General features: G+C 55.7%; 25 protein-coding genes. 13 read left to right on the top strand and 12 right to left on the bottom strand.

Going from position 1 to position 25,489, the window contains the following annotated elements:
• Window positions 1–9 precede the first annotated feature (9 nt).
• From PHA01_RS00260 to PHA01_RS00245, 4 genes are read left to right on the top strand one after another with little or no spacing between them, the layout of a single operon-like run.
• Window positions 10–1,113: a microcin C ABC transporter permease YejB gene (locus PHA01_RS00260; RefSeq protein WP_224513359.1), complete on the top strand. Its 1,104-nt coding sequence runs from the start codon at window positions 10–12 to the stop codon at window positions 1,111–1,113.
• Complete coding sequence (locus PHA01_RS00255) at window positions 1,113–2,252, top strand: ABC transporter permease (protein WP_271892472.1); 1,140 nt, start codon at window positions 1,113–1,115, stop codon at window positions 2,250–2,252. The genes PHA01_RS00260 and PHA01_RS00255 overlap by 1 nt, the downstream gene beginning before the upstream one ends.
• The gene (locus tag PHA01_RS00250; RefSeq protein WP_271892470.1) at window positions 2,249–3,874 is read left to right on the top strand and encodes an ABC transporter ATP-binding protein; all 1,626 of its coding nucleotides are present in this window, start codon (window positions 2,249–2,251) and stop codon (window positions 3,872–3,874) included. Before PHA01_RS00255 ends, PHA01_RS00250 begins: the two co-directional genes overlap by 4 nt.
• Window positions 3,871–4,830, top strand: a complete 960-nt coding sequence (locus PHA01_RS00245; protein WP_271892468.1) for a 2-hydroxyacid dehydrogenase — start codon at window positions 3,871–3,873, stop codon at window positions 4,828–4,830. The genes PHA01_RS00250 and PHA01_RS00245 overlap by 4 nt, the downstream gene beginning before the upstream one ends.
• Before the next feature lie 34 nt (window positions 4,831–4,864).
• Here the strand turns inward: PHA01_RS00245 and PHA01_RS00240 are convergent, their stop codons facing one another.
• The 3 genes from PHA01_RS00240 to PHA01_RS00230 form a co-directional block, all read right to left on the bottom strand.
• Window positions 4,865–5,737, bottom strand: coding sequence for a C40 family peptidase (locus PHA01_RS00240; protein WP_271892466.1), 873 nt, complete (start codon window positions 5,735–5,737; stop codon window positions 4,865–4,867).
• Window positions 5,734–6,084 (bottom strand): MarR family transcriptional regulator, encoded by a 351-nt coding sequence (locus PHA01_RS00235; protein WP_271892464.1) that lies wholly within the window; start codon window positions 6,082–6,084, stop codon window positions 5,734–5,736. The genes PHA01_RS00240 and PHA01_RS00235 overlap by 4 nt, the downstream gene beginning before the upstream one ends.
• Before the next feature lie 66 nt (window positions 6,085–6,150).
• Entirely contained in the window at window positions 6,151–7,521 is a 1,371-nt protein-coding gene (locus PHA01_RS00230) for a leucyl aminopeptidase family protein (protein ID WP_271892462.1), read from the bottom strand.
• Between the two features lie 132 nt (window positions 7,522–7,653).
• Here PHA01_RS00230 and PHA01_RS00225 point away from each other — a divergent pair, with 132 nt between their 5' ends.
• A complete protein-coding gene (locus PHA01_RS00225) occupies window positions 7,654–8,487 on the top strand; it encodes a tetratricopeptide repeat protein (RefSeq protein WP_271892460.1) in 834 nt (277 codons plus the stop codon).
• A 69-nt stretch (window positions 8,488–8,556) separates the two neighbouring features.
• On the opposite strand, the gene PHA01_RS00220 is transcribed toward PHA01_RS00225, so the two are convergent.
• The 9 genes from PHA01_RS00220 to PHA01_RS00180 all read right to left on the bottom strand — a co-directional run bounded on the left by PHA01_RS00220 (window position 8,557) and on the right by PHA01_RS00180 (window position 17,437).
• Window positions 8,557–9,579: a type II secretion system F family protein gene (locus tag PHA01_RS00220; RefSeq protein ID WP_271892458.1), complete on the bottom strand. Its 1,023-nt coding sequence runs from the start codon at window positions 9,577–9,579 to the stop codon at window positions 8,557–8,559.
• 10 nt (window positions 9,580–9,589) lie between these two features.
• The gene (locus PHA01_RS00215; protein ID WP_271892457.1) at window positions 9,590–10,603 is read right to left on the bottom strand and encodes a type II secretion system F family protein; all 1,014 of its coding nucleotides are present in this window, start codon (window positions 10,601–10,603) and stop codon (window positions 9,590–9,592) included.
• A 21-nt stretch (window positions 10,604–10,624) separates the two neighbouring features.
• Window positions 10,625–12,106, bottom strand: coding sequence for a CpaF family protein (locus PHA01_RS00210; RefSeq protein ID WP_271892455.1), 1,482 nt, complete (start codon window positions 12,104–12,106; stop codon window positions 10,625–10,627).
• A gap of 9 nt (window positions 12,107–12,115) precedes the next feature.
• Complete coding sequence (locus PHA01_RS00205) at window positions 12,116–13,402, bottom strand: AAA family ATPase (protein ID WP_271892453.1); 1,287 nt, start codon at window positions 13,400–13,402, stop codon at window positions 12,116–12,118.
• A gap of 46 nt (window positions 13,403–13,448) precedes the next feature.
• Complete coding sequence (locus PHA01_RS00200) at window positions 13,449–14,129, bottom strand: CpaD family pilus assembly protein (RefSeq protein ID WP_271892451.1); 681 nt, start codon at window positions 14,127–14,129, stop codon at window positions 13,449–13,451.
• A gap of 14 nt (window positions 14,130–14,143) precedes the next feature.
• Window positions 14,144–15,700, bottom strand: a complete 1,557-nt coding sequence (locus tag PHA01_RS00195; protein WP_271892449.1) for a type II and III secretion system protein family protein — start codon at window positions 15,698–15,700, stop codon at window positions 14,144–14,146.
• Window positions 15,701–15,704: 4 nt separating this feature from the next.
• Window positions 15,705–16,499 carry a Flp pilus assembly protein CpaB gene (gene cpaB / locus PHA01_RS00190; protein ID WP_209998118.1) on the bottom strand — a complete coding sequence of 265 codons (795 nt, stop codon included), beginning with the start codon at window positions 16,497–16,499 and terminating at the stop codon, window positions 15,705–15,707.
• Window positions 16,500–16,672: 173 nt separating this feature from the next.
• The gene (locus PHA01_RS00185) at window positions 16,673–17,197 is read right to left on the bottom strand and encodes an A24 family peptidase (protein ID WP_271892445.1); all 525 of its coding nucleotides are present in this window, start codon (window positions 17,195–17,197) and stop codon (window positions 16,673–16,675) included.
• Between the two features lie 39 nt (window positions 17,198–17,236).
• A complete protein-coding gene (locus PHA01_RS00180; protein WP_271892443.1) occupies window positions 17,237–17,437 on the bottom strand; it encodes a Flp family type IVb pilin in 201 nt (66 codons plus the stop codon).
• A gap of 328 nt (window positions 17,438–17,765) precedes the next feature.
• On the opposite strand from PHA01_RS00180, the gene PHA01_RS00175 reads away from it, so the two are divergent.
• The 8 genes from PHA01_RS00175 to dnaA all read left to right on the top strand — a co-directional run bounded on the left by PHA01_RS00175 (window position 17,766) and on the right by dnaA (window position 25,364).
• Window positions 17,766–18,209: a pilus assembly protein N-terminal domain-containing protein gene (locus PHA01_RS00175; protein ID WP_271892441.1), complete on the top strand. Its 444-nt coding sequence runs from the start codon at window positions 17,766–17,768 to the stop codon at window positions 18,207–18,209.
• A gap of 122 nt (window positions 18,210–18,331) precedes the next feature.
• A complete protein-coding gene (locus PHA01_RS00170) occupies window positions 18,332–18,922 on the top strand; it encodes a TadE/TadG family type IV pilus assembly protein (protein WP_417020882.1) in 591 nt (196 codons plus the stop codon).
• 50 nt (window positions 18,923–18,972) lie between these two features.
• A complete protein-coding gene (locus tag PHA01_RS00165) occupies window positions 18,973–19,590 on the top strand; it encodes a TadE/TadG family type IV pilus assembly protein (RefSeq protein WP_271892440.1) in 618 nt (205 codons plus the stop codon).
• A 77-nt stretch (window positions 19,591–19,667) separates the two neighbouring features.
• Window positions 19,668–20,912, top strand: coding sequence for a phosphopentomutase (locus tag PHA01_RS00160; protein ID WP_271892438.1), 1,245 nt, complete (start codon window positions 19,668–19,670; stop codon window positions 20,910–20,912).
• Complete coding sequence (gene mutM / locus PHA01_RS00155) at window positions 20,905–21,795, top strand: bifunctional DNA-formamidopyrimidine glycosylase/DNA-(apurinic or apyrimidinic site) lyase (RefSeq protein ID WP_271892436.1); 891 nt, start codon at window positions 20,905–20,907, stop codon at window positions 21,793–21,795. Before PHA01_RS00160 ends, mutM begins: the two co-directional genes overlap by 8 nt.
• A gap of 15 nt (window positions 21,796–21,810) precedes the next feature.
• Window positions 21,811–22,584 (top strand): enoyl-CoA hydratase, encoded by a 774-nt coding sequence (locus tag PHA01_RS00150; protein WP_271892433.1) that lies wholly within the window; start codon window positions 21,811–21,813, stop codon window positions 22,582–22,584.
• Window positions 22,585–22,728: 144 nt separating this feature from the next.
• Entirely contained in the window at window positions 22,729–22,995 is a 267-nt protein-coding gene (gene rpsT / locus PHA01_RS00145; protein WP_112526460.1) for a 30S ribosomal protein S20, read from the top strand.
• Between the two features lie 875 nt (window positions 22,996–23,870).
• Window positions 23,871–25,364, top strand: a complete 1,494-nt coding sequence (dnaA, locus tag PHA01_RS00140; protein ID WP_162701841.1) for a chromosomal replication initiator protein DnaA — start codon at window positions 23,871–23,873, stop codon at window positions 25,362–25,364.
• Window positions 25,365–25,489: the final 125 nt, after the last annotated feature.

Here is a 25,489-nt window from a genome sequence, read left to right as displayed (position 1 = left end):
GAGCTCCTGATGGGAGCCTATATCCTTCGCCGTCTCGTTTTGATGGTTCCGACACTGTTCGGGGTTTTGCTTGTCTGCTTCGTCATCGTACAATTTGTCCCAGGCGGCCCGGTACAGCGCATTATCGGACAACTTACCGGCCAGGGCGGCAATGCCATGGACCGCATCGGCGGCGGCGGTGCGGATTTCGGCCAGAGCCAGGATCAGCTTGGCCTTGGCGAGGGCAATTCAAAATATCGCGGTGCACAGGGCCTCGACCCGGCATTCATCGCCAGTCTGGAAAAGCAATTCGGCCTCGACAAGCCTCCGCTGGAGCGCTTCGGTCTTCTCATGTGGAATTATGTGCGCTTCGATTTCGGCAAGAGCTATTTCCGCGATATCAGTGTCATTGATCTCATCAAGGAAAAGCTCCCTGTCTCCATATCGCTTGGCCTGTGGATGACGCTCCTCTCCTATATGATCTCGATTCCACTCGGCATACGCAAGGCGATCAAGGACGGCTCGACCTTCGATATTTGGACCAGCGGTGTCATCATCGTTGGCTATGCGATCCCGGGCTTTCTCTTCGGTATCATGCTGATCGTGTTCTTCGCAGGTGGCTCGTTCTTCGACTGGTTTCCGTTGCGCGGGCTGACCTCGAACAATTTCTCGCAGCTCTCGTTTTTCGGCAAGATCGTCGACTATGCATGGCATCTCGCGCTGCCGCTGACCGCCATGCTGCTTTCCGCCTTCGCGACGACGACACTGCTCACGAAGAATTCGTTCCTCGACGAGATTCGCAAGCAGTATGTAACCACAGCGCGCGCCAAGGGGCTCAGCGAGCGCAAAATCCTCTACGGACACGTCTTCCGCAACGCTATGCTGATCGTGATTTCCGGCTTTCCGAGCGCCTTCATTTCGATTTTCTTTACGGGCCAGCTTTTGATCGAGGCGATTTTCTCGCTCGATGGCCTGGGGTTGCTGGGCTATGAATCGATCATCAACCGCGATTATCCGGTAGTGATTGCCACCGTCTATATCTTCGCACTTGTCGGCGTCGTCGTCAGTCTCCTCTCCGATCTTCTCTATACGTGGATCGATCCGCGGATCGATTTTGAACGGAGGGATGTCTGATGGCGAGCGAGGTTTTACGCGCCCCCGCCATCCCGGTTCGGCGTCCACGCCTGTCGCCGCTCAACGCTCGTCGCTGGCAGAATTTCAAGGCCAACCGCCGCGGCTGGTGGGCGTTGTGGATATTCCTGTTCCTGTTCATTGCCTCGCTGTTCGCCGAGTTCATTGCCAACGACAGGCCAATCCTCGTCTCCTACAAGGGCGAAATCCTCTTTCCGGTTCTGGTCGATTACCCTGAGGAAAAGTTCGGCGGCTTCTATGCGGTTACTGACTATCGTGATCCGGTGATTCAGGACGAAATCAATGCCAATGGCTGGGCGATTTGGCCGCCGGTTCGCTATTCCTATCGCACGGTCAACAATGAGTTGCCCGATACGGCACCCTCCAAACCCTTTTGGCTATTTACGCCCGAAGAGCGCTGCGCCCGTTATCCGCAAGGGGTCAACGATCCGAACTGCACCTTTGGCAATTTGAACATTCTTGGCACCGACGATCAGGCACGCGATGTTTTCGCCCGTGCGCTTTATGGCTTCCGCATCTCGGTGTTGTTTGGCCTCATCCTGACTGCCGCTTCGGCGGTCATTGGCGTTACCGCCGGCGCCTTGCAAGGCTATTTCGGCGGCTGGCTCGACCTTATCGCCCAGCGCTTTATCGAAATCTGGTCCTCTGTTCCAACTCTTTATCTGCTTCTGATCATGGCCTCGATCCTGCCGCCGGGCTTCTGGATTCTACTTTGCATCATGCTGTTGTTCTCGTGGGTGAGCTTCGTCGGCATCGTGCGGGCCGAATTCCTGCGCGCCCGCAATTTTGAATACGTCAATGCAGCTCGCGCGCTCGGTGTGCGCGACCGCACGATTATGTTCCGGCATCTGCTGCCCAACGCGATGGTGACCACCTTGACGTTCCTCCCCTTCATTCTCAATGGATCGATCACCACGCTGACATCGCTTGATTTCCTCGGTTTTGGCCTTCCGCCGGGATCGCCATCGCTTGGCGAGTTGCTGGCGCAAGGTAAGAACAATCTTCAAGCGCCATGGCTCGGCCTCACCGGTTTCATCGTCATATCGCTGATGCTATCGCTGCTGATTTTCGTCGGTGAAGCGACCCGTGACGCATTCGATCCGCGCAAGGCTTTCAAATGAACGCTCTACTTTCAGTACGCGATTTGTCAGTCGCCTTCACCCAGAACGGCAAAGAGTCGCTTGCCGTCGATCGCATCTCTTTCGATATCGCTCAGGGCGAGACAGTCGCGCTGGTCGGAGAATCCGGTTCCGGTAAGTCTGTAACTGCCCTGTCGATCCTTAAGCTGCTGCCCTATCCGCCCGCATCACATCCATCGGGCCAGATCCTGTTCAATGGTGAGGACCTCCTGGACAAGGATGAAAATGATCTGCGCCGAGTCCGCGGCAATGACATCACCATGATCTTCCAGGAGCCGATGACTTCGCTCAATCCGCTGCATCCGATTGAAAAGCAGATCAGTGAAGTGCTGAAGTTGCATCAGGGCATGGGCGACAAGGCGGCGCGTCAGCGCACTCTGGCACTGCTGGAGGAAGTTGGCATTCGCGAGCCGGAAAAACGCATGAACGCTTACCCGCACCAGCTTTCCGGCGGGCAGCGCCAGCGCGTGATGATCGCCATGGCGCTTGCCAACAAGCCGAAACTGCTGATTGCCGACGAGCCGACCACTGCGCTCGATGTGACAGTGCAGGCGCAGATTCTGAAACTGCTTGCGGAGTTGAAAGCCGCACAGGGCATGTCGATGCTCTTCATCACCCATGACCTCGGCATTGTGCGCAAAATAGCCGACCGCGTCTGCGTGATGACAGGCGGCAAGATCGTCGAAACCGGTCCAACGAAGCAGATATTCGACAATCCGCAGCACGAATATACGAAGCATCTGCTCGCGGCAGAACCGAAGGGCAATCCGCCATCTGCAGACCTTTCGGCTGAACCGGTAATGCGCGGCGAGAACCTCAAGGTCTGGTTCCCGATCAAACAGGGCTTTCTGCGCAAAACCGTTGATTACGTGAAGGCGGTCGATGGCATCGACGTCACGATCCGGGCTGGGCAGACGCTTGGTGTCGTCGGCGAATCCGGTTCGGGCAAGACGACGCTTGGTCTCGCCCTGTCGCGCATGATTTCGTCCGAGGGCGTAATCCGTTTCGGGACCAAGGACATCAACCAATATTCGTTCAAACAGATGCGGCCACTGCGCCGCGAACTGCAGATTGTGTTTCAGGATCCCTACGGCTCTCTCTCTCCGCGCATGTCGGTTACCGACATTATTGCCGAAGGTTTGCAGGTGCATGAGCCGAAGCTTTCAGTGGGTGAACGGGATGCGCGCGTCGTCGCCGCGCTTAAAGAAGTCAATCTTGATCCGGAAAACCGTTTCCGTTACCCGCACGAGTTCTCCGGTGGTCAACGTCAACGCATCGCAATCGCACGCGCCATGGTGCTCAACCCGCGTTTTGTCATGCTCGATGAGCCGACGTCCGCGCTTGACATGAGCGTGCAAGCGCAGGTCGTCGACCTTTTGCGCTCGTTGCAGCAAAAGCATAATCTGGCTTACCTTTTCATCAGCCACGACTTGAAGGTGGTCAAGGCACTTGCCAATGACGTGCTGGTGATGCGCAATGGGAAGGCAGTGGAATATGGCCCTTCGGAGGAAATCTTCGCACGGCCCAAGAGCGATTATACAAAAGCCCTGATGGCTGCGGCCTTCAGGATAGAAACGGCCGAACAGGGAGCGGTGAGCGAATGACTGGGAATGCGGATGACACAATCTTGTTGGCGGTGACGGGCTGGGACCCGGATGTCTGGCAAACCGAATTTGCCAAGGCCGCGCCAGTGCGCAAGCTTGTGCTCGATGCCGACACGGCCAAGGACAAGATTCGTTACGCGTTGGTGTGGAAACAGCGGCCGGGATCTCTTATGGACCTGCCTAATCTTGAGGTCATCTTCTCGCTCGGCGCCGGTGTCGATCATATCTTCCATGATCACCAGATTCCGGATGTTCCCATCGTGCGCATCGTTTCGCCGGACCTCACCATGCGCATGAGCGAATATGTCGTATGGCAGGTGCTCGACCATCACAGGCTCGGCCTCCGCTATCGCCAGCAGCAGACCCAGAAGGTCTGGCATGAGGATCGACGCCAGCCCGCTGCACATGAAGTGACGGTTGGCATTCTCGGCCTCGGTGTGCTTGGACGTGATGCTGCGCAGAAATTGCGCAATCTCGGCTTCCGCGTCAGCGGATGGAGCCGCCGCCTGCAAACCATCGAGGGCGTCACGAGCCACTTCGGCAAGGATGGACTGAAGGATTTCCTCAAGGATGTGGACATCGTGGTTTGTCTGCTGCCTTTGACGCCAGAGACTAAAGGGATTTTGTCGATGAGCATGTTCGCACAGATGAAGGCCGAGGGTCCGCTTGGTGCGCCGGTATTGATCAACGCCGGTCGCGGCGGCTTGCAGAACGAACCCGATATCCTTGCCGCGCTTGATCGAGGCATGCTGTCAGCTGTGACGCTCGACGTGTTCAAAACCGAGCCATTGCCTAAGGGTAGCCCGCTGTGGGCACATCCGCAGGTCGTCATCACGCCGCATGCAGCTGCAAGTTCCAGCCCCCAAGCGTTGGTTCCGGAAGTCATAGCGCAGCTTGAGTCTTATGAGCGTGGCGAACCGCTCAAAAATATCGTGGACAAGACCGCGCAATATTAGATGCCGATTATCTCTCCCCTTGAGAGAGATCAGACTAAAGCCGGCGCACCGCCGTCGGCTTGCCGTAGAGATATGCGATGCGTTCGATGGCCTCGCGCAACGGTTCGAGGGTAACACTCATCGTATGGCCACTCGCGTGTAGCACCATGGAGTGACTCGCCATCATCGCGGCGTGGCCAGTCCAGAACAAGAAGTCGCCGCGCTGCAGATTATGATAGTCTTTATCCGGTTCGATCAACTCGCCGATCGAAGCTGCCTGCATATCGGAATCGCGCAACACGCCCTGGCCGGTCATCAGCAGTGAAAGCTGGATCAGGCCTGAACAATCAATGCCAAATCCCGAAACGCCGCCCCAGAGATAGGGCGTGTGCATAAGCGTTTCCGCGACGGCGACGTGATCATCTGTCACCTCGTCTATGGGCACGAGATGTTTGGCGATGATCGCCTCGCCGCTCGGCAGCATGGCATAGAGCGTGCCGCGCCTCTCCTGCCCGCCGGTTACCGTAACCAGCGACCCCATCGACAGCGCCTTGGTCTGTGGGAACTTCAGGTCCGAACCCGGATATACAAAGGTCCGTGGTGCGATGACGATATGGGTCGGTTCATCCGTGCGCAGATCCAGCGTCGTATCCACCACATAGCCGACATAGCCATCGCGCTCGTTCTGGACCCAGCACCAGCCATTGTCGTCTTCGAAGACGAGTACATCGTCGCCGTAGAGAAACTGTGTGGTGATACCGGCGTCGCCTCGCGGTTCGGAGCGCACGTCGACCACTGGATCGGCGATGCGCATCGGCATGCCGGTGGTGAACCGCTCTGCTTCAACCAGACCGCGCAAGCTTTCGTCGGCAAGATCGGGGCGGAATGCGTTCAGCCGCTTGTCGAGATTTACAGTTTCAGCTTTCAAAGCGGCAATCCTCTTGCTTTGGCGATAATCAGGTCGCCGAGCCGTTCAACATACAGCGCACCTTTTACCGTTCTCTTGACGAGAACATTGCGCTTGTCCTTCTCATCGCGGTGTCGATCGACCAAACCGTAGGATCCCATTGTGTCGAGAGCGCGCGTGATGACGGGTTTTGTTACGCCGAGCTTTGCCGCCATCCCCCGTATCGTGTGCGGCGGCGGTTCCAGGTAGACCGTAAGAAGCACAGCCAGCTGCCGCATCGTGAGATCGTGGGCATCGTCGCGCACTTCCGTCAGCGCAATTTCCTTCCACAACGTCAATGCCTGGAGCGGTCTCAGCTCTATATTCATGAACGTTACCCGCGATCATTTCGGCTCCGTTCCATTCTAACTGTTGCATCAAGGCGCGCAAGCCAATCATTTGCTGGGGTAACGCTCTTTAAGAAGATGGTAAAGCGCGCGGATAGCCTGGGCCTCGCCTCCAATCGGAGCGTGCGGCTTCTCCACCGGGTTCCAGCCGAAAATATCGAAATGCGCCCAGATTTTCGCCTTGCCGACGAAGCGTTGCAGGAATAGCGCCGCAGTGATCGATCCGGCAAACCCATCGGACGTGACATTGTTGAGATCGGCGACACGGGATGAAAGTTTAGCGTCATAGGGTTGCCAAAGGGGCATGCGCCAGACGGGATCGGCAACCGCGTATGCGGAGGCTGCGACCTCTGAAGCAAATCCATCATCATTGGTGTAGAATGGCGGTAATTCCGGGCCCAGCGCGACGCGTGCTGCGCCCGTCAGGGTAGCCATATCGATGAGGATTTCCGGCTCGTCATCATCGGCCAGTGCGAGTGCGTCCGCTAGGATCAAACGCCCTTCCGCATCGGTATTTCCGATCTCGACAGTCAGGCCCTTGCGGCTGGTCAATATATCTCCAGGGCGAAATGCATTGGCCGAAATCGAATTTTCGACCGCCGGTATCAGTACCCGCAACCTGACCGGCAGCCTTGCATCCATGATCAGTACAGCCAGCGCCAGCACGTTGGCCGCGCCGCCCATATCCTTTTTCATCAGGAGCATGCCGCTCGAAGGCTTTATATCCAAACCGCCTGTGTCGAAGCAAACGCCTTTGCCGACCAGTGTCACCTTTGGTGCATTTTTCTTGCCCCATGCAAAATCGATCAGGCGAGGTTCTTGGCTTCCTGCCCGTCCGACCGCGTGGATCATGGGGAAATTCTTCTTCAATAGATCATCGCCCTTGATAACGCTGAGCGTTGCCTTGTGTTCCTCGGCAACGTTTCGCACCGCTGTTTCCAGCGCCACGGGCCCCATATCGTTGGTCGGCGTGTTAATAAGATCCCGCGCCAGCATAACGGCCTTGGCGAGCCGTCTCACATCCGTCTCATCGACGCCCTTGGGTGTCGAAAGCATGACTTCGGCATCTTCTTTTTTCGTGTAGCGCGTAAATTTGTAACCACCGAGGAGAAACGCCAAAGCAGTGAGATCCGGCTCGCTCACTCGGCTCGCAATGTGCCAATCACCTTTTGGCAACGCACTGGCCAGCTTGCCGGCAACGAGCCGAACGTCGTCCTTGCCAATGCCGAACAGAGCACCCGAAACGGCTCCGTTTTTCCCCGGAACAACAAGAACACGGGCAGCCTGGCCATCAAACCCATTGGCTTTCGCCCATGCAAGGGCAGTACTATCGAGGCCGGCATCTTCCAATTCGCCTTTTTTCACGAACCAGATCGGCTTGCTGCCTGCCACTGTTCCAACTTTGATATCACTAGCCATAACGTTCTCTTTTCGCTCGTACTTTTGTGCCGCGCCCTCAGGTCATTAACCGTCCGTTAGGGTTAACAGAATATTTCTAAGCCAAGGAAATGGTTAACGCACAGGTGATTTGTGCTGCGGATGGGGCAAACTATGACAAGCGTTGGCATTATTCAATGTAATCGCCGCTTCATTTATGCTGTTGCAATTGTCGCGTTGGCCTCCGGAATTTCCGGCTGCACAACCACCGACAAGACGACGACAGGATCGATCACCCCGGCCGCTACTACCACCGACACGCTTCCCGCTGGCAATTTCGATCAGATGAACCAGGAACAACTGATGCAGGCTTCGTCCAGCCTCGGCAAGCGCTACGAAGCAAATCCCAAAGACAGATCTGCGGCGCTGAATTTTTCCACTGTCTTGCGCATGACTGGTCGCAGCGACCAGGCTCTTGCCGTGATGCGAAGCCTCGCCATTGCCTACCCGAAAGATCGCCAGGTGCTTGCCGCCTATGGTAAGGCGCTCGCCAGCACAGGCGAGTTCGACGCGGCTCTCGACGCGCTGCGCCGCGCCCAGACGCCTGAATACCCGGATTGGAAACTGCTCTCCGCGGAAGGCGCTATTCTCGACCAAATGGGCAAGACGGGTGAAGCTCGTGATCTCTACAAGCAGGCACTGATCATCAATCCAAACGAAGCTTCGATCCTGTCCAACATGGGCATGTCCTACGTCCTCTCGGGGGAACTGGCCACTGCCGAACAATATATGCGCAAGGCCGTGAATGCGAAGGGCTCTGACAGCCGCGTGCGGCAGAACCTTGCGCTTGTCGTTGGGCTGCAAGGGCGTTTTGACGAGGCAGAGAATATCGCCAAACAGGAACTCTCGCCTCAACAGGCACAGACCAATGTGCAATATCTACGGTCGATATTGTCGCAACAAAATTCATGGAACATGCTGAAAGACAAGAAGCAGCCCAAGAGCTGATCGTTCAGTCCGACAGAATGACAAAGCCGCCAGTCAGGCGGCTTTTTTCGTGACCGAACGATGATGTATTTATTTTGGCGTTGCGGGGCCGAATATGCCACCCTGAGCCTGTATTTGAATGGCAGCGGGTCCGAGGATGACGCAGAACAACACGGGAAGCAGAAAGAGGATCATCGGCACTGTCAGTTTTGGCGGCAGTGCTGCAGCCTTCTTCTCAGCCGCCATCAAACGCATTTCGCGGCTCTCGTCGGATAGAACGCGCAAGGCGGTGCCGATCGACGTACCATACCGCTCCGATTGAACCAGCGCCTGTACCACGGACTTTACGGTTTCGAGCCCTGTGCGGATCGCAAGATTGTCATAGGCTTGGCGGCGTTCCGGCAAGAACGAAAGTTCCGCATTTGTCAGCACCAGCTCCTCAGCCAGCTCGCCCGACTGGACGCCGATCTCTTCCGATACCTTCTTGAAAGCGGCTTCGATCGACATTCCCGACTCCACACAGATCAACAACAGGTCCAGAGCATCGGGCCATGCCATTTGTATGGATTGCTTTCGCTTGCCAGCAACATTTCTCACATAGAGATTTGGCAGATAGAAGCCAACATACGCGCCGGCAAAGCAGGCCGCCAACCGGATAAGCGTCGATTTATCCGCAAGGCCGCCCAAGCCGAAAACATAGAGAACCGCGAGAGCGAGCGTAATAAACGGGAGGCCAAAACGTGCTGCCAGAAAGATATTGAGAGCGTTCTGTCCACGAAAGCCGGCCATGCGCAGCGCGGCGAGCGTCTTTTCGTCAGCGAGTGCCCGTTGCAAATCCAATCTTTCAACAAACTGGCGTACGCCTTGCCGTTCGGTTAGCCGCAGGGACTTGCCGTTCTTACGTCTGCTATCGCTTTCCGAAGCAAGACGTGACCTTTCGCGCGATCTGATCTGGTCGCGCTCAAGAGCAACCGATTTCATGCGCGTTTTAAGCCCCGCCCCCGACAGCATGGGCATGAGAAATGTGACGAGCGTGGCGAAAATCGATACCCCGACCAGAATAGCGAAAATGAATGCCGGGTCCTGGATGGCTTTAGCAAAGGCGTTTACCATGCATCTCTCGCTAGAATTTGAAGTTGATCATCTTCTTCATCACCAGGATGCCGATCGACATCCACGTCCCGGCGCAAGCAAGAATGAAATTGCCGGTGTTGGTATTGAAAAGAATCATGATGTATTGCGGGCTTGTCAGGTAAACCAAAAAGGCAACGATAAAGGGCAGTGCGCCGATGATATAGGCCGAAGCCTTTGCTTCCATGGACAGCGCCTGAACCTTGGCCGCCATCTTTTTCCGGTCACGCAAGACACGCGACAGATTGCCCAAGGCTTCCGAAAGATTACCGCCCGCCTGAGCCTGTATCTGGATGACGATGCCAAAGAAACTGGCTTCTGAGCAGGGCATGAATTCGGACATGCGCATAGCGCCTTCCGGGATACTGACACCGACCTGTTGAGCATCGACGATGCGGCGGAATTCTCCACGCACGGGCTCCTGCGCTTCGTGCGCTATGAGCCGGATTCCATCGTTCAACGGAAGACCCGAACGGATGGCGCGGACAATCACATCGATGGCATTCGGGAACTCGTTCAGGAAAGCCTTGATGCGGCGGCGGCGGCGGAAATAGACGAACCAACGCGGCAGGCCAAGGGCTCCCGCCAAGAATAAACCCGGCGCAAGATAAAGCGGCGATCCGAACATCAGGCCGACCACAGTAACCACGATGCCTGTAATAACCGAATAGAGATAGAATCGCGGCATGGTGACCTTCATGCCCGCTTGCTGAATGAGCATTTTCAACGGCGGCGACTTGATATTCTTGTCACGCAGCTTCTGGCGCTGTTCAAGATCCTTCAACGTATCGTGAACCGACTTGCGACGCTTGACGGCCTCGGCCTGCTTGTCGCGAATCGTGAATTTGCCAAGGCTATCCGTTGCGGCGAGCTTGACCTCTTTCAGTCGTTCGTCGGCCTTTTTCTGCCACGCAATAGAATCAAAAAAGAATACGTAGGCCAATGCGGCGACGGCGAGCACAACCAGTACGATGAAACCCAGCTGCGCGAGGTCAAGCCCGAACATTTTTGCGCTCCGATGCCACCATCATAGCTTCGCCGCTTCCATGGAATCGAGCGCATTGGCGAGCCGCCGGTCCTCATTGTAATAACGCGCCCGCTCCCACATGTGCGGGCGGCCAATGCCCGTGGAGACGTGCTTTCCGATGAGACGGCCATTGGCGTCCTCACCGGTGATTTCATAGACGACGAGGTCCTGCGTAATGACAACTTCGCCTTCCATGCCGATCACCTCGGTGATGTGGGTGATGCGCCGCGAACCATCGCGAAGGCGTGCCGCCTGAATGATGATGTCCACCGAACCGACGATGATTTCGCGCACGGTCTTTTGCGGCAAGGCAAAACCGCCCATGGCAATCATGGATTCCATACGGCTGAGACACTCCCTCGGGCTGTTCGAGTGGATCGTGCCCATGGAACCATCGTGGCCGGTGTTCATCGCAGAAAGCAGATCGAAGACTTCGGGTCCGCGCACTTCGCCGACGATGATCCGTTCAGGGCGCATACGTAGGCAGTTCTTGACGAGATCACGCATGGTGACCTCGCCCTCACCTTCGAGGTTCGCCGGCCTTGTTTCAAGCCGCACCACATGCGGCTGCTGAAGCTGGAGTTCCGCAGAATCTTCGCAAGTGATGATGCGCTCATCCTTGTCGATATAATTGGTCAAGCAGTTAAGGAGCGTCGTCTTGCCAGAGCCGGTACCTCCGGAGATGACGATATTGCAACGAACGCGGCCAATGATTTGCAGGAGTTCGGCGCCGGCAGGAGAAATGGCGCCGAAACGGACAAGCTGGTCTAGTGTCAGCTTGTCCTTCTTGAATTTACGAATGGTCAAGACCGGTCCGTCGATCGCAAGCGGCGGTGCGATAACATTGACACGCGAGCCATCGGGTAGACGTGCGTCACAGATGGGACTGGACTCGTCGACGCGCCTTCCAACCTGGCTGACTATGCGCTGGCAGATGTTGAGTAGCTGCTGGTTGTCGCGGAAACGAACACCGGATTCCTGTACCTTGCCGAGTACTTCGATGTACGTCTTGCGCGCGCCATTGACCATGATGTCGGCAATGTCATCGCGCGCCAGTAAAGGCTCCAGTGGGCCATAGCCCAAAACGTCATTGCAGATATCGTCGAGCAGCTCTTCCTGCTCCGAGATTGACATGGCGAAATTCTTGATCGCGATGATGTCGTTGACGATATCGCGGATTTCTTCGCGTGCCACTTCCGGGTCGAGTTTCGACAATTGCGCGAGGTCGATCGTATCGATCAGAGCGGCGAAAACCTGCGACTTCGTATCGTAATAAGCTTCGTTTTTCTCGCGCAACGGCACGACAGGCTTCGGCGTTTCAACGGGCGAACGCTTGGGCTCCAATATATCCCGCGGCAGTCCGGCCGGCGCGATGACGCCTCCGCCAAGAGGTAGCGCCGTCTCCAGAGCTGGCGCCCGGAACTCCTGAACCTGGCTTCCACCGGCCCCGCCTGATTGGGGATTACCGCGTTTACCGAACATGATTTCTCTTTACTGTTTCTTTCGCTTCAACCGGGAGAGTACCGACGACAATCCGGGCTTCTTCTTGGGTTTCAGTGTCATGCGACCAGTCAGGATATGCGCGATTTCGTTAATGCTTTGAACAATGGGATTAGCCCCATCCGTTTCCGCCAACATCCGGCCATTGTTCGCCGCGCTCCCGAACAGTGCAGGCTCGAAGGGGATCTTGGCGATCGGTAGAATTCCAAGCGGACTGCAGAAATCGAGGGGGGCAATTTCAGGGCGTTTGGGCACGCCGACCTGGTTGAGGATCAGTCGTGGCGGGGCGTCATTGGGGCGAAGTTGCTTCAGGGTGTCGAGCAGGTTTTTTGTATTGCGCAGATTTGCCAATTCCGGTGACGCAACGATAACGACTTCATCGGCCCGGGCCAGCGTTGTGCGCGTCCAGCCATTCCACGTGTGCGGCACGTCCAGAACGACGTGGGGAACGGATCTCTGCGCCACGTCTATCAGGTGTGCAAAAGAATCGTCGCGGAAATCAAAAACGCGATCAAGCGTCGATGGGGCCGCAAGCAGCGAGAGATGTTCAGCGCATTGTGCCAACAGACGGTCGAGATAGACATCGTCAATGCGTTCCGGCGAAAAGACCGCTTCGGCAATTCCCTGCGCCGGGTCCTGGTCGAAGTTGATATTCGCCGTGCCATAAGGCAGATCCATGTCGGCGATAACCACCTCATTCTTGAAGAGCGACGAGATGGCCCAGGCAATATTGTGCGCCATTGTGGAAGCGCCGACACCGCCTTTGGCGCCAATGAAGGCAATCGAATGGCCGAGCGGCTTTGCTTCCGGATCGACGAACAGGCCGCCTATGACGCCGACAATCTCCGACAGATCGATCGGGGCAACCATATATTCCGATATGCCGTTGCGGATCAGTTCGCGGTAGAGCCAGACATCATTGAAATGTCCGATGATCACGACCTTGGTCGAAGGGTCGCACACCTCGGATAAAGCCGCCAAATTCTGCAGCATGTCGCGCGGGGCCGCCGACGTCTCAAGCAGAATGAGATTGGGTGTCGGCACGGTCTGGAACAGTTCAACGGCAGTATCTACGCCGCCCATATGGACCTGAACGTGGGTTTTGGCCATGCGCCGGTCTTCGCTGGCACGAGCTATCTGCTTCGCAACGCCATCGCTTTCGCAAAATGCCTGAATCGATATGCGGGGTATCGGCCGGTGCGCGTGCAAGCCTATACCGGGCGATCGCTCGCCACCATCTCCTGGCGGGTTTTCTGTTTCGAAGGCCACTTGACTCATTTTAGCATTCCGCTTTTCAAAGAGAGTTGGTTGCTCAAGACCAAGCCTAGTACTCAACTTCCTGTGCCGAGGACGATACGGGCGTGGGGGCATTGCGGTAATCATCGATTATGACAATTCGCCGTTCCGCATCGATCGGAGAGGTTGCGCGCGGTCCGAGCAAATCGGCCGGATTGGCAAGTTGTGCGGCAAAGTTATTTTGACTGGCGCAACCGAAATTGGCGTAGTGTTTGTTCTCGGCTGTCTCGAGAAGGTCCTTTGGCCATTGGCCGCACGTATTGGTCGATGCTGTCATGGCCGAAAAGGACAGCCTGATCGGAGCGGATTCTTCTGGACCAGCCCGATAACGTTCACTGGAGATATTGAAGGGCTTCACGCCATTCCTCCGCAACGTCGCGGCGATATCCCCGCGCAACCTCGCTGCAGCACGTTCATTGGGCGAACCGTCGGGAATGAGAATGTGGATAACGCCGGATCCGTTTGCCCGGTAGTTGGCTGCAGCATGATCGACAATGCTACGCTGGGTTATCGAAAGTTTAGTATCGGCGTGGCCAACCGGTATGTCGGCGACCTGCTCTTTCTCTGAAATGACGATCGGATGATTGGTCCGGTAATCATCCGGAATGCTTCCCGTCACATCGCGTTGCTGGGCGCATCCTGCAAGCAGGGTTACGGCCAGCAATGCCAGGACCGGCTTCATGCGGAGTTTTTTGTTCACGTTCGACATGATCCGTTCCTCGTTCATTTGTAGATGTACCCGACGGTGCCTTCGTAGCGACCTGCAGGCAGACTTGCTTCCTTGGTGCCGTAGACGCGATTGACCTTGCCGAGGAATATCCCGGCAGCATCGCTGGCCGCGTTCAGATTGTCGTCAGGGCGTGCCAGTGCAGTGCGTGCGACCGGGCGGACGAGGTATGGCGTGATGATGATCACGAGTTCGCTTTCGTTCCTGACGAAATCGCGACTGCGGAACAATGTACCGAGGATAGGCACCTTCGAGAGGCCCGGGAGGCCGGAAATAGCTTGCCGCGTGTCGTCACGCATCAGGCCGGCAATCATCATCGATCCGCCCGATGGCAATTCGACCGTAGTATCTGCAAGACGCTTGCGTATGGAGAGGATGTTCGGTGCTCCCCGGCCGGTAACACCCGGCGCTTTGAGTGAGCCTTCCAGGGTAGGCTCGGAAACGGACGTGCGAACTTTGAGGCTGATCCGGCCCGGAGAGAGAACGACCGGCACGAACTCAAGACCAATGCCGTAATCTACGGTCTTGTGGTCCGTGGTTACCGAGTTGCCGTTTTCGTCTTCGGTGACTTGCTGACCCGTGAAGATATTGTATTCGCCGCCTACCTTGAACGTTGCCTTCTCGCCGGAAATTGCTGTCAGGGAGGGTTCGGCCAATGTCTTCATGACACCAGCCAGTTCCATTGCATTCAGATACGCAGCAATCGTGGTGTTTCCGATCGAACCTATTGCACCGAGATGTGAATTAGAGAGTGGCGTCCCTAAGCCTGTGAGGTTTTCGCTCGCAAAGCTTATTCCGTTGCCGCTGTTGCTGGACGCAATCAAATTGACGCCGAGCTGCTTCATCACTGTCCGGCTGACTTCCGCCACTGTCACCTTCAGCGTGACTTGATCTTCACCCGCGATTTGAATGAGGTTCACGATCTTGCTCTTCTGACGCGCCTCATCCTGGTCGCCGATGACGACACTGGTGCCACCAGCTCCGCCGCTCACGGCAGTCTGCTGATATTGTCCCGTCGTTGCCTCACCGCCTGAAACGAGCAATGTGGCAAGATCAGTAGCTCTCTTCGCATCGAGCGGCGTCTGCACTGATCCTGTCAGAATGACGTTGTCATTCATCAGCTCGACTTTGATGTTCGAGTCCGGAATATATTTTTTCAAAGCGTCTTCAAGACCGGCGACATCGCGTTCGATCATCAGATCGAAGCTGGCGAGTTGCTCGCCATTTGGCCCAAAAACGAAAATGTTCGTTTGCCCGACCTGCTTGCCAAAGAGATAAATGCGGCGTGCCGTGCGGGTCACGGCATCGGCAACGCTCGGATTGGCCACGAGGATATCATAGGCGTCCGCTGGAAGATCGACGACCAGGGATTTGTTCAGGCCAAGATTGATGCGCTTGTTCATGCCCTGGCCCTGGTTGAGCCTTACGACATTGCTTTCGGCAATCGCCGTGCTTTGTATTGCAGGAACCGCGAGAGCGCAGCCAAGGGCAACAGCCATTGCCATCGATGGAAGCCGGAAACCGTATTTGATCATCTTTGTCTCGCTTCCCATTTTATTATTTCCGCCCCAGGATTTCGGTCACGGTCCCGGACTTGATCAACTTCACGTTGCCTGCCCTGCCGGGTGAGTTGACGAGATATTCGGCGCCGGGTCCCGTCTGTTCCTGCGCGTCCTGTACGGAGCGCAGAACCAGCGACAGACGAGCGGCCATCTGCTGAGCTACGGTCAGAATTTCAGCTTGCTCCGGCGTGAGTTCGAGCGTGGCAGTGGAACCAACCTTGGTCTTGTCACCCTTTTCGTCCTCTTGAATTGTTTGATCGATCGCCAACACGCGAATGTTGCTGAGAATGGTTTCCGTGGCGTACTGCTTCTGCTCGCCTTCCATCTGCCGGATCATGATTACATCGACGTAGTCATCCGGCAGGATAAACCCGCCAGCGCTGGTCTCGGCTGCAATCTGTGTCGCAACGGCGCGCATGCCTGCCGGGAGCTGTGCGGACATGAAGCTCTGGCCCTTGCCGATCAATTTGGCTTCACGGATCGGCTCTCCGGGGAAGATCTGCAAGCGGACTGTTGAACCTTTCAGTTCTTCTTCCGCATTGGGTCGTTCGGAACGTTTGATGTATCCATCAGCGACCGCTTCCTCTGGCCATTGCTGCCAACGCATTTGCCCTTGCACCTCGGCACCGACGCCGAGATTTTCGGTGGCGACCAGAACGTCCTGCAGCTTGATCTGCGGACCGGCATCGGCGACAACAGTAACATTGGGCTTCATATGCGTGGCGATGTAGCCAGCCGCACCGGCAGCAGCGACCGCTACGACTAATATGACCAGACGAGCTTTTTGCATTGATGTGCCCCACTAGACTTTCGTCTTAGATACTTTGGTCGCACATTGACGTGTTAATCGTGTAATTAAGGTTAACGTATTGCTTAAAAGTATGATTAACGGCGCTTAACGTTTACTATTTAAGCTATTGCTTGGCGCGGAGACTGCGCTTCGGGATCAATCCCAAACATTACTCAACTATGAGCAAGACGATCGATAACCCACACGCCGAGGGGTGACGATGGAAAGGCCAGTAGTCCGGCCAATCCGAGCGCTATTCCATAAGGCACGCCTTCTCCTTTTTGTGCGAGGCGACGCATGAATTCAAACCGCTCCGTATATACCCGTGCAACAAACGAGCCGCGGTAATGCAGGATCAACATGGTCAACATCCCGCCAAACAGCGATAGCGTTACCAAGTACTGCACCAGTTCCAAATTCCAGCCCAACCAGAGCGACGTGGCGGCCATGAGCTTCGCGTCACCGCCCCCCATTGTTCCCGTGGCAAACAAGGCAAAAGTGGCTGCAAGCACTGTCACAGCCGCAACAAAGTGCATCCCATAGACATCCCAGGCCATGCCGGTCAAAGGTGCAAGGACGATGAAGGATCCTATCAGAATAAGTGGAACCCTGTTCTGTATGGTCATCGACAACAGGTCGGATGTGGCGGCAAACACCATGGCAAACGGAAAGATGACGAGTATAGCTGCTTCAACCATGGTTGTGTTCCGGCGAAAAAGTGATCGATTCCTGTCGGGTCATCTGTTGGCGGCTTCCGTCACGTCATTGGTGAAACTCGCATACAGATCCTTCAACGACGTGCCGAGCGTACCTGCACCAACCATAATTCCTATGCTGATGATTGAGGCGATCAACGTGTATTCGATGGCTGTTGTGCCCGATCTATCTCGCAAGAAATCGGCGAAGACGTCGAAGATGATCTTTACGGGTCGTCTCATGTCGAACTCGCTCGTGCCTCTGGCGTCACTGAATACTCATGGAAATTAGGTGCCGCTCATTGCATTCGGCTTAAGAAATACCGTTACGAAAATGTAAACCACCATGAAACCTTAAATCACGTCACCAGAGGATGAAAAAAACCGGTCCGATTTGGTATAAATTCTAACTATACTGTTCCCACAAATTTAACCGCCCTGGCGAGTCTCGTCGGCGAAGGCTCAGCGGAACGGCTGCCTCGCATATACTTTTATTATCTATTTGAAGATTTAAGCTTTCCTTCACCAATCCCCGCCATGGTTAACCGAACAATTTTCGAAGGGCTATCCTATGGTTCACGTCAGAAGCCGAAGCATCCGTTCCCGTGTCCTCACAACGGTGCTGACTCTGGCTGCAGTTTTGTCGGTTGCGCCGGCAACGCAGGCCGATACCGGCATCCACATCGTGATGAATCAGGCAAGAATCCTCAAGCTCGCCCGTCCAGCCGATACGGTGGTCGTTGGAGACCCGGAGATTGCCGATGCGGTGGTCAAGGATTCGCGTACGGTCGTTCTGACGGGCAAGGGTTTTGGCATCACCAATATCGTCATCATCGATGCGGACGGCGCTGCAATCGTCGATGACCAGGTCATGGTCAGCCGTAGTGTCGCCAATACGACCCGCGTCTATCGCCGGGCCTATGTCCAGACGCTTTCGTGCACGCCCTATTGCGAGACCGCGCAGAAAACCGATGCCGAGAAGGCATCCGACGCGCAAATCGGCGGCGGCGGCTAGCTCGACGCGGGATAGGGTTGAGAAAAAGTAAATCCATTGCCAGCAATTTGCCGTTGTCTCCAAACGAGATTCTAATATCTGACGTGTAAGAGTTGTCTTCGGGCTAATTGCGCGGGGAAACCATGTTCGGGAAAATCCATAAACTCTTTGGAAATCGACACGCTGCCGAAGCAACTGATCGGCAGAGGAGCACGCGACGGTCTACCGCGGCGCGGTTCTTCGCTAACAAGCGCGGAACGGTTGCAATCGAATTCGCGATGATAGCGTTGCCCTTCTTCCTGCTGATCTTCGCTATGATTGAGGTGAGCCTGAGTTTTACAGCCCAGCAAGTCATGGCGAACGCGACGGACGATATTGCACGCCAGTTGCGCACCGGTGAGATCAAGACCCTCACTCTGGCACAGCTGAAGCAGATGGTTTGCTCGAGACTGCTGATGCCGGCAGCGAACTGTCCCGACCTGGTTGTGGATTTGCGCACCTACACCACCTTCGCCCTCGTTCCGAAAACGATCCCGCTCAAGACAGGCGGCGATGTCAATTCAACTGGATTCACGAGCGCACCGGGCGGCGCCAGCACCATCAACCAGCTGCGGGTCTTTTATCGCTGGCCGATTTTTACCGATCTCATGAAACCGCGCATCGCCACCATCGACGGAACAGGAAAGATACTGCTTTTCTCATCCGCGACCTGGAGAAACGAGCCTTATCTCTGAACCGGCACCGTCAAACAAGCATTCCTTGCATTCTTCTGAAAGTGTGACTCATGGAAGCCTATAACAAACAAAAACCGACCGCAGTCTCGTTGCTGAAACGGATGAGCAGCTTTCTTGGAGATCGTCGCGGTGTCGCGGCGTTGGAATTCGCGCTGATCGCGCCTGTCATGATTGCGCTCTATATGGGCAGCGTGGAGGCTACAGCGGGACTCGACGTTAACAAGAACCTTGGCCGTGCCACCAGCATGGTCGCAGATCTGGTTACCCAGCAACAGACCATCACCAAAGCGAATATCAAGGATATCATGGATATCGGAACGGCGACGCTTCTGCCCTATACGCGCGACACGCCGCAGATCACCATCACCGCCATCGACATATCTGCAGCCAACGTCGCGACGGTTGCGTGGTCAAGGCGCAAGGTCAATCTTATCTACTCGAAACCCTATGTGGCCGGGAGTGCAGTCGCTCTTGATGCGAATCTTCTGGTGCCCAGCACGTCGGTGATCCGGGTCGAGACGTCGATAGGCTATGTGCCGCTCATGGCATTCTACATGAAAAATGTAATCACGACAGCAAACGGCACTTCGGCGACCGGGATAACCATGTCAAAGATCTCATACGGACGCATCCGGCAAGGTACATCGGTCACCTGTTCTGACTGCTAGTTGTCCACAAGCCGCAGACATTTGTCATTACGCAAAGTTTCACCTATCTGTGGGGAACAACCTTTTCGGAGTGAGGCATGTCTCGCGCTTTCCTTTTTGTACTCGATTCCTTTGGTATCGGCGGGGCGCCGGATGCAAAGGCGTTCGGGGATGAAGGTTCAAATACATTCGGTCATATTGTCGAAGCCTGCGCAGCCGGGGCCGGCGATCGAGCCGGACTGCGTTCCGGTCCACTCCACCTGCCGAACCTGAAGGCACTCGGTCTCTTCCACGCCGCCAATCTCGCGTCAGATCTTCCGTTCCCTTCGGAGCCGCTCGCTCCATCCGCACTTTGGGGTGCAGCGGAAGAAGTATCCAGAGGCAAGGACACGCCGTCCGGCCATTGGGAGATTGCCGGCGTGCCGGTTACGTTCAACTGGGGCTATTTCCCCCAGAAAATCCCGACATTTCCCGACAGTCTCGTTGCAGATGCCATGCGCCGTGCACACATTCCCGGAATCCTCGGCAACAAGCACGCGTCCGGGACGGACATTATCGATGAATATGGTGAGGAGCATATCCGCACGGGCAAGCCCATGTTCTACACATCGACCGATTCCGTCATCCAGATTGCCGCGCATGAGGTGCATTTCGGTTTGGACCGGCTCTATGAACTTTGCGCTATTCTTCGCGAGCTTGTCGATCCGCTCAATATTGGCCGCGTCATCGCAAGGCCTTTTATAGGCGAAACCCGGGAAACCTTCACGCGAACCGGCAATCGCCGCGATTATTCTGTGCCGCCCCCGGAGCCGACACTGCTGGACCGGCTGACAGACGCCGGCCGCATGGTGATCGCCATCGGCAAGATCGGTGATATCTATGCTCATCGGGGTGTTGGCCAGGTGCGCAAGGCCAATGGCAATATGGCGCTCTTCGATGAAACGCTGGTCGCCATGGACGACGCCCAGGACGGCGATCTGGTCTTTACCAATTTCGTCGATTTCGACATGCTCTATGGCCATAGGCGTGACGTGCCCGGATACGCGGCCGCGCTGGAAGCCTTCGACCGGCGGCTGCCGGAGGCATTGGCCAAACTGCGTCCGGGCGATCTTATCGTTCTCACTGCAGATCACGGCTGCGACCCAACCTACAAGGGAACTGATCATACGCGCGAACGTGTGCCTGTCCTCTGCTACGGTCCAGACCTTCCCCACGCCTCATTCGGTATTCGCCCAACCTTCGCCGATATTGGAGAAACGGTCGCCGCCCATCTTGGTATCGCGCCGGGCTTGCATGGCAAGAGTTTCCTGAAGGGAACCGGAGACCTGTCTCCAAATGCCTGAGCTACCAGAAGTTGAGACGGTCAAACGTGGACTGCAGCCGGTCATGGAGGGCTCGACGATCCTTGCCGTCGATCAAAATCGTCCCGATCTGCGCTTTCCTTTCCCCGAACAGTTTGCCAAGCGGCTGACAGGTCGTCACATCGTGGCGCTCGAACGACGCGCCAAATATCTGATTGCGCATCTCGATGACGGCCTTGGCCTGATCAGCCATCTCGGCATGTCCGGCTCCTACCGTATTGAACACGAAGACGGTAGTGATATGCCCGGTGTCTTTCATCATGACCGATCGAAAAGCGTTGCACACGATCATGTCGTGCTGCACCTGGACACGAAAGACGGCAAGCGACGCATCATCTACAACGACCCGCGACGCTTCGGGTTTATGTTGTTCTCCGAACCCGGCAAGCTCAATGCGCATCCGCTAATCAAGGATCTCGGCACCGAACCTACGGGCAACCGTCTGGACGGGTCGCTTCTGGCGAAGTTATTTGCAAACAAGGCCGCTCCATTGAAAGCCGCACTACTCGATCAGAAGCTCATAGCCGGTCTCGGCAATATATATGTCTGTGAGGCCCTGTGGCGGGCTGAACTTTCGCCGTCGCGTGCAGCCGGGAGCATATCAGGCAAGGACGGCATCGCCACGGACATGTCGAGGCGGCTTGCCACTTCGATTCGCTCTGTCATCGGCGACGCGATCAAGGCGGGTGGATCGAGCCTCAAGGATTATCGGCAAGCCGACGGCGCGCTCGGCTACTTCCAGCATTCCTTTTCCGTCTATGACCGGGAAGGTCAGCCTTGCCCGCGCAAGGGCTGCCATGGCACGGTGGCGCGCATGGTTCAGAGTGGGCGTTCAACGTTTTATTGTCCCGTCTGTCAGCAATGATTTGGAGGAGTTCGGATGGCTTACGAAAATATCATCGTCGAGACGCGCGAAAAGGTGGGATTCATTCAACTCAATCGCCCCAAAGCGCTCAACGCCTTGAACTCAGCGTTGTTGGCCGAACTTGCCGAAGCGCTTGAGGCTTTTGACAAGGACAATACCGTCGGCGCCATAGTGCTCACCGGTTCGGAAAAGGCCTTTGCAGCGGGCGCAGATATAAAGGAGATGCAAACGCTGGAGTTCGCCGACGCCTATCTTGGCGATTATTTCAGCGAATGGGAACGGGTGACGCGGTTGCGCAAGCCACTGATCGCCGCCGTCGCCGGCTATGCGCTCGGGGGCGGTTGCGAGCTCGCCATGATGTGCGATTTTATTATTGCCGCCGATAGCGCAAAATTCGGCCAACCGGAAATCACACTCGGCGTCATGCCCGGCATGGGTGGTTCGCAGCGACTCACCCGTTTTGTTGGCAAGTCAAAATCCATGGACATGTGTCTGACCGGGCGCATGATGGATGCCAACGAGGCAGAGCGCAGCGGGTTGGTCTCGCGTGTGGTGCCCGCTGGTGAACTGATCGACGAAGCCATGAAGGCCGCAGGGAAAATTGCATCTTTCTCCTTGCCCGTCGTCATGATGACCAAGGAGACCATTAACCGTGCCTATGAAACGACGCTCGCAGAAGGCTTAAGGTTCGAACGGCGTGTGTTTCATTCCATGTTCGCGCTTGAGGATCAACGCGAGGGAATGAACGCCTTTGCGGAAAAACGCACGCCGGATTTCAAAAACCGGTAAGGGCAAAATCGCGTAGATTCCAAGTTGACGCAAAAGCAAACGTCATCTATAAGCCCGACAACGTTCGGTGGCCTCTTGGCCGCCCTATTATTTTGTGACGGCCGCTTTAACGCTGCCGATTAGCTGACAGAAAAGAGAGGCAACATGGCCAACACTCCTTCGGCCAAAAAAGCGGCGCGTAAGATCGAAGCCCGCACCGAAGTAAACAAGTCCCGCCGCTCCCGCGTGCGCACCTTCCTTCGCAAGTTCGAAGATGCAGTAGCAAGCGGTGATCAGGCAGCCGCTTCCATCGCCTTCAAGGCGGTTGAACCGGAAGTGATGCGTGCTGCATCGAAGGGTGTCTTTCACAAGAATACCGCTTCCCGCAAGGTGTCCCGCCTGTCGGCTCGCCTGAAGAGCATGTCAGCCTGATTAAACGTGTCATTTTTATATATGAAGACCCGGCTGCTAGTTAGCCGGGTTTTTTGTTTTGAGTGATTCTGTGGGAATAAATTCGTTTCCCAAGGAAAAGATCGTGGCTTATCAAAACCATGACATATGGCGGTCACAAACTTACTAGGACAAAAAGCGTCAATCATCAATTTGCCTTTGTTTTCAACGACTTATAGAAGGTAGTCGTTGTGGCGTGTAGCGGGCGCGAAGAATCTCTCGCCTCAGCCTCTGTCAAGCGATAATTTAATATTTTTTTTTGCCAACAAGAGTCCGCACTGCAACAAAATGTACAGCCCAAAAAAGGCTTTGAATCAGAACGATTTTTCCTCTTTGTCTCAAAGACTGTTAAAAAAAAAGCAAAATCGTTAACCTTTAATTCATCAAAAAACCCTTGGGGCGCACTTGCCCTTCCTGCAAAGGTTTTTGTAAGGTCCAGACATCGAAGGGGTGGGCAAAAACCCATTTAACAGGCTTAGTAAATGTAGGGTCGGGCGCAGATGTTATTGTTTGCGTGACGGGTAGATTTTGTCAGTATTCAAATCTTGCGATTTGAGTTGTTTCAAAAACAAGAGCGAGTCGACGACGCTGGCGAGAGCCGGGCGGGAGTCTTATTGCGCCTAAACTGAGAGGGATGCGAACGTGGTAGTTATACATATTCTGGACCAGACTTATTCAGTCCGGCACTGCGTTATCGCTGAGACCTCTACCCTTTAGCTTTTAGAGTGTTCGGGCTGACCACTGGGGCGGTTGGCCAGAATTCATTTTGCAAAATACGGGCGTGACCCGAACGACAATATCAGGATGAGGCGATGACAATGACCAGCGGAATAATGGAGAACGGCTCAAAGGCAGCCATGGTCCCGCTCCATATGGAAGGGGATAAAATGGACACGGCCAGCAGCCAGGGGGAGCTGATTTTTGAGCGCGTCAAGCTCAAGCTGAAAGCGAAACTCGGAAGCGAGGTTTATTCGAGCTGGTTCGGCCGCCTGAAACTGGATGAGACATCAAAGAGCATCGTTCGCCTGTCGGTTCCGACCGCCTTCCTGCGTTCGTGGATCAACAATCACTACTGCGACATGATCACTGCCCTCTGGCGTGAAGAAGATGAGCAGACGCTCAAGGTTGAGATCGTTTTCCGCAGCGCCAGCCGTGCCACCCGCCCGGCTTGCGATACGGAAACCACGGTGCGCGCCGACAGCCGTGCCCTCCTCCGCGAAAAGCCCGTATTTCCAGTTGGCAACACCACGCAGGACAAGAAGGCGCCTACGCATTTTGTCGACCGCGCCCAGAATTCCGTCTTCGGTTCGCCGCTCGACCCGCGCTATACATTCGACACTTTTGTCGATGGCACACCCAACCGCGTTGCGCTTGCTGCTGCACGCACGATCGCTGACGCAGGCGCCAGTGCTGTCCGCTTCAATCCGCTGTTCATTCACGCCTCTGTCGGTCTCGGCAAGACACACCTCTTGCAGGCAATTGCCGCTGAAGCGTTGAAGCGTCCAGAACGTGCCCGTGTCGTCTATCTCACTGCCGAATATTTCATGTGGCGCTTTGCAACCGCCATCCGCGACAACAACGCATTATCGTTCAAGGAACAGCTCCGCGACATCGATCTGCTGATCATCGACGACATGCAGTTTCTGCAGGGCAAGTCGATCCAGCATGAATTCTGCCATCTGATCAATACGCTGCTCGACAGCGCCAAGCAGGTCGTCGTGGCTGCGGATCGCCCGCCGTCGGAATTGGAATCGCTTGATCCACGGGTGCGTTCGCGGCTCCAAGGCGGTGTCGCGCTTGAAATGATCTCGCCGGACTATGCGATGCGCCTCGAAATCCTGAAGCGCCGCCTTGTCGCCGCTCAAACGGAAGACCATTCGCTCGACATCTCGCCGGAAATTCTCGATCACGTTGCCCAGTCCGTCACCGGCAGCGGCCGCGAACTCGAAGGTGCATTCAATCAGCTCCTCTTCCGGCAGACATTCGAGCCTAATCTGTCAGTCGATCGCGTCGATGAACTCCTGAGCCATCTGATGCGCGGCGGCGAAGCCAAGCGTATCCGCATAGAGGAGATCCAACGGATCGTTGCTCGGCACTACAACGTGTCAAAGCAGGACCTTCTATCGAACCGGCGCACGCGCACGATCGTCAAACCCCGTCAAATCGCTATGTATCTCGCCAAGACACTGACACCCCGTTCGTTGCCGGAAATTGGCCGTCGCTTCGGTGGCCGCGATCACACGACGGTTCTTCATGCGGTCCGCAAGATCGAGGATATCGTCGGCAAGGACCAGAAATTGTCGCAAGAGCTGGAGTTGCTCAAGCGTTTGATCAACGACCAAGCGCAATAGTTTATCAACAGAAAGCCTGCGGTATGGCACACTGTTGCCAGCCGCAGACTTGCTTTTTGCGGTAAATATCTGCCAATTTGCCTGACCTTGGGAAAATTGCGTTTCCCTCACCAGAAAAGTGCGGC

It is taken from the genome of Candidatus Phyllobacterium onerii (genome assembly GCF_028331445.1).
GTDB lineage: Bacteria > Pseudomonadota > Alphaproteobacteria > Rhizobiales > Rhizobiaceae > Phyllobacterium > Phyllobacterium onerii.
This window is presented reverse-complemented; position numbering and strand designations above follow the sequence as displayed.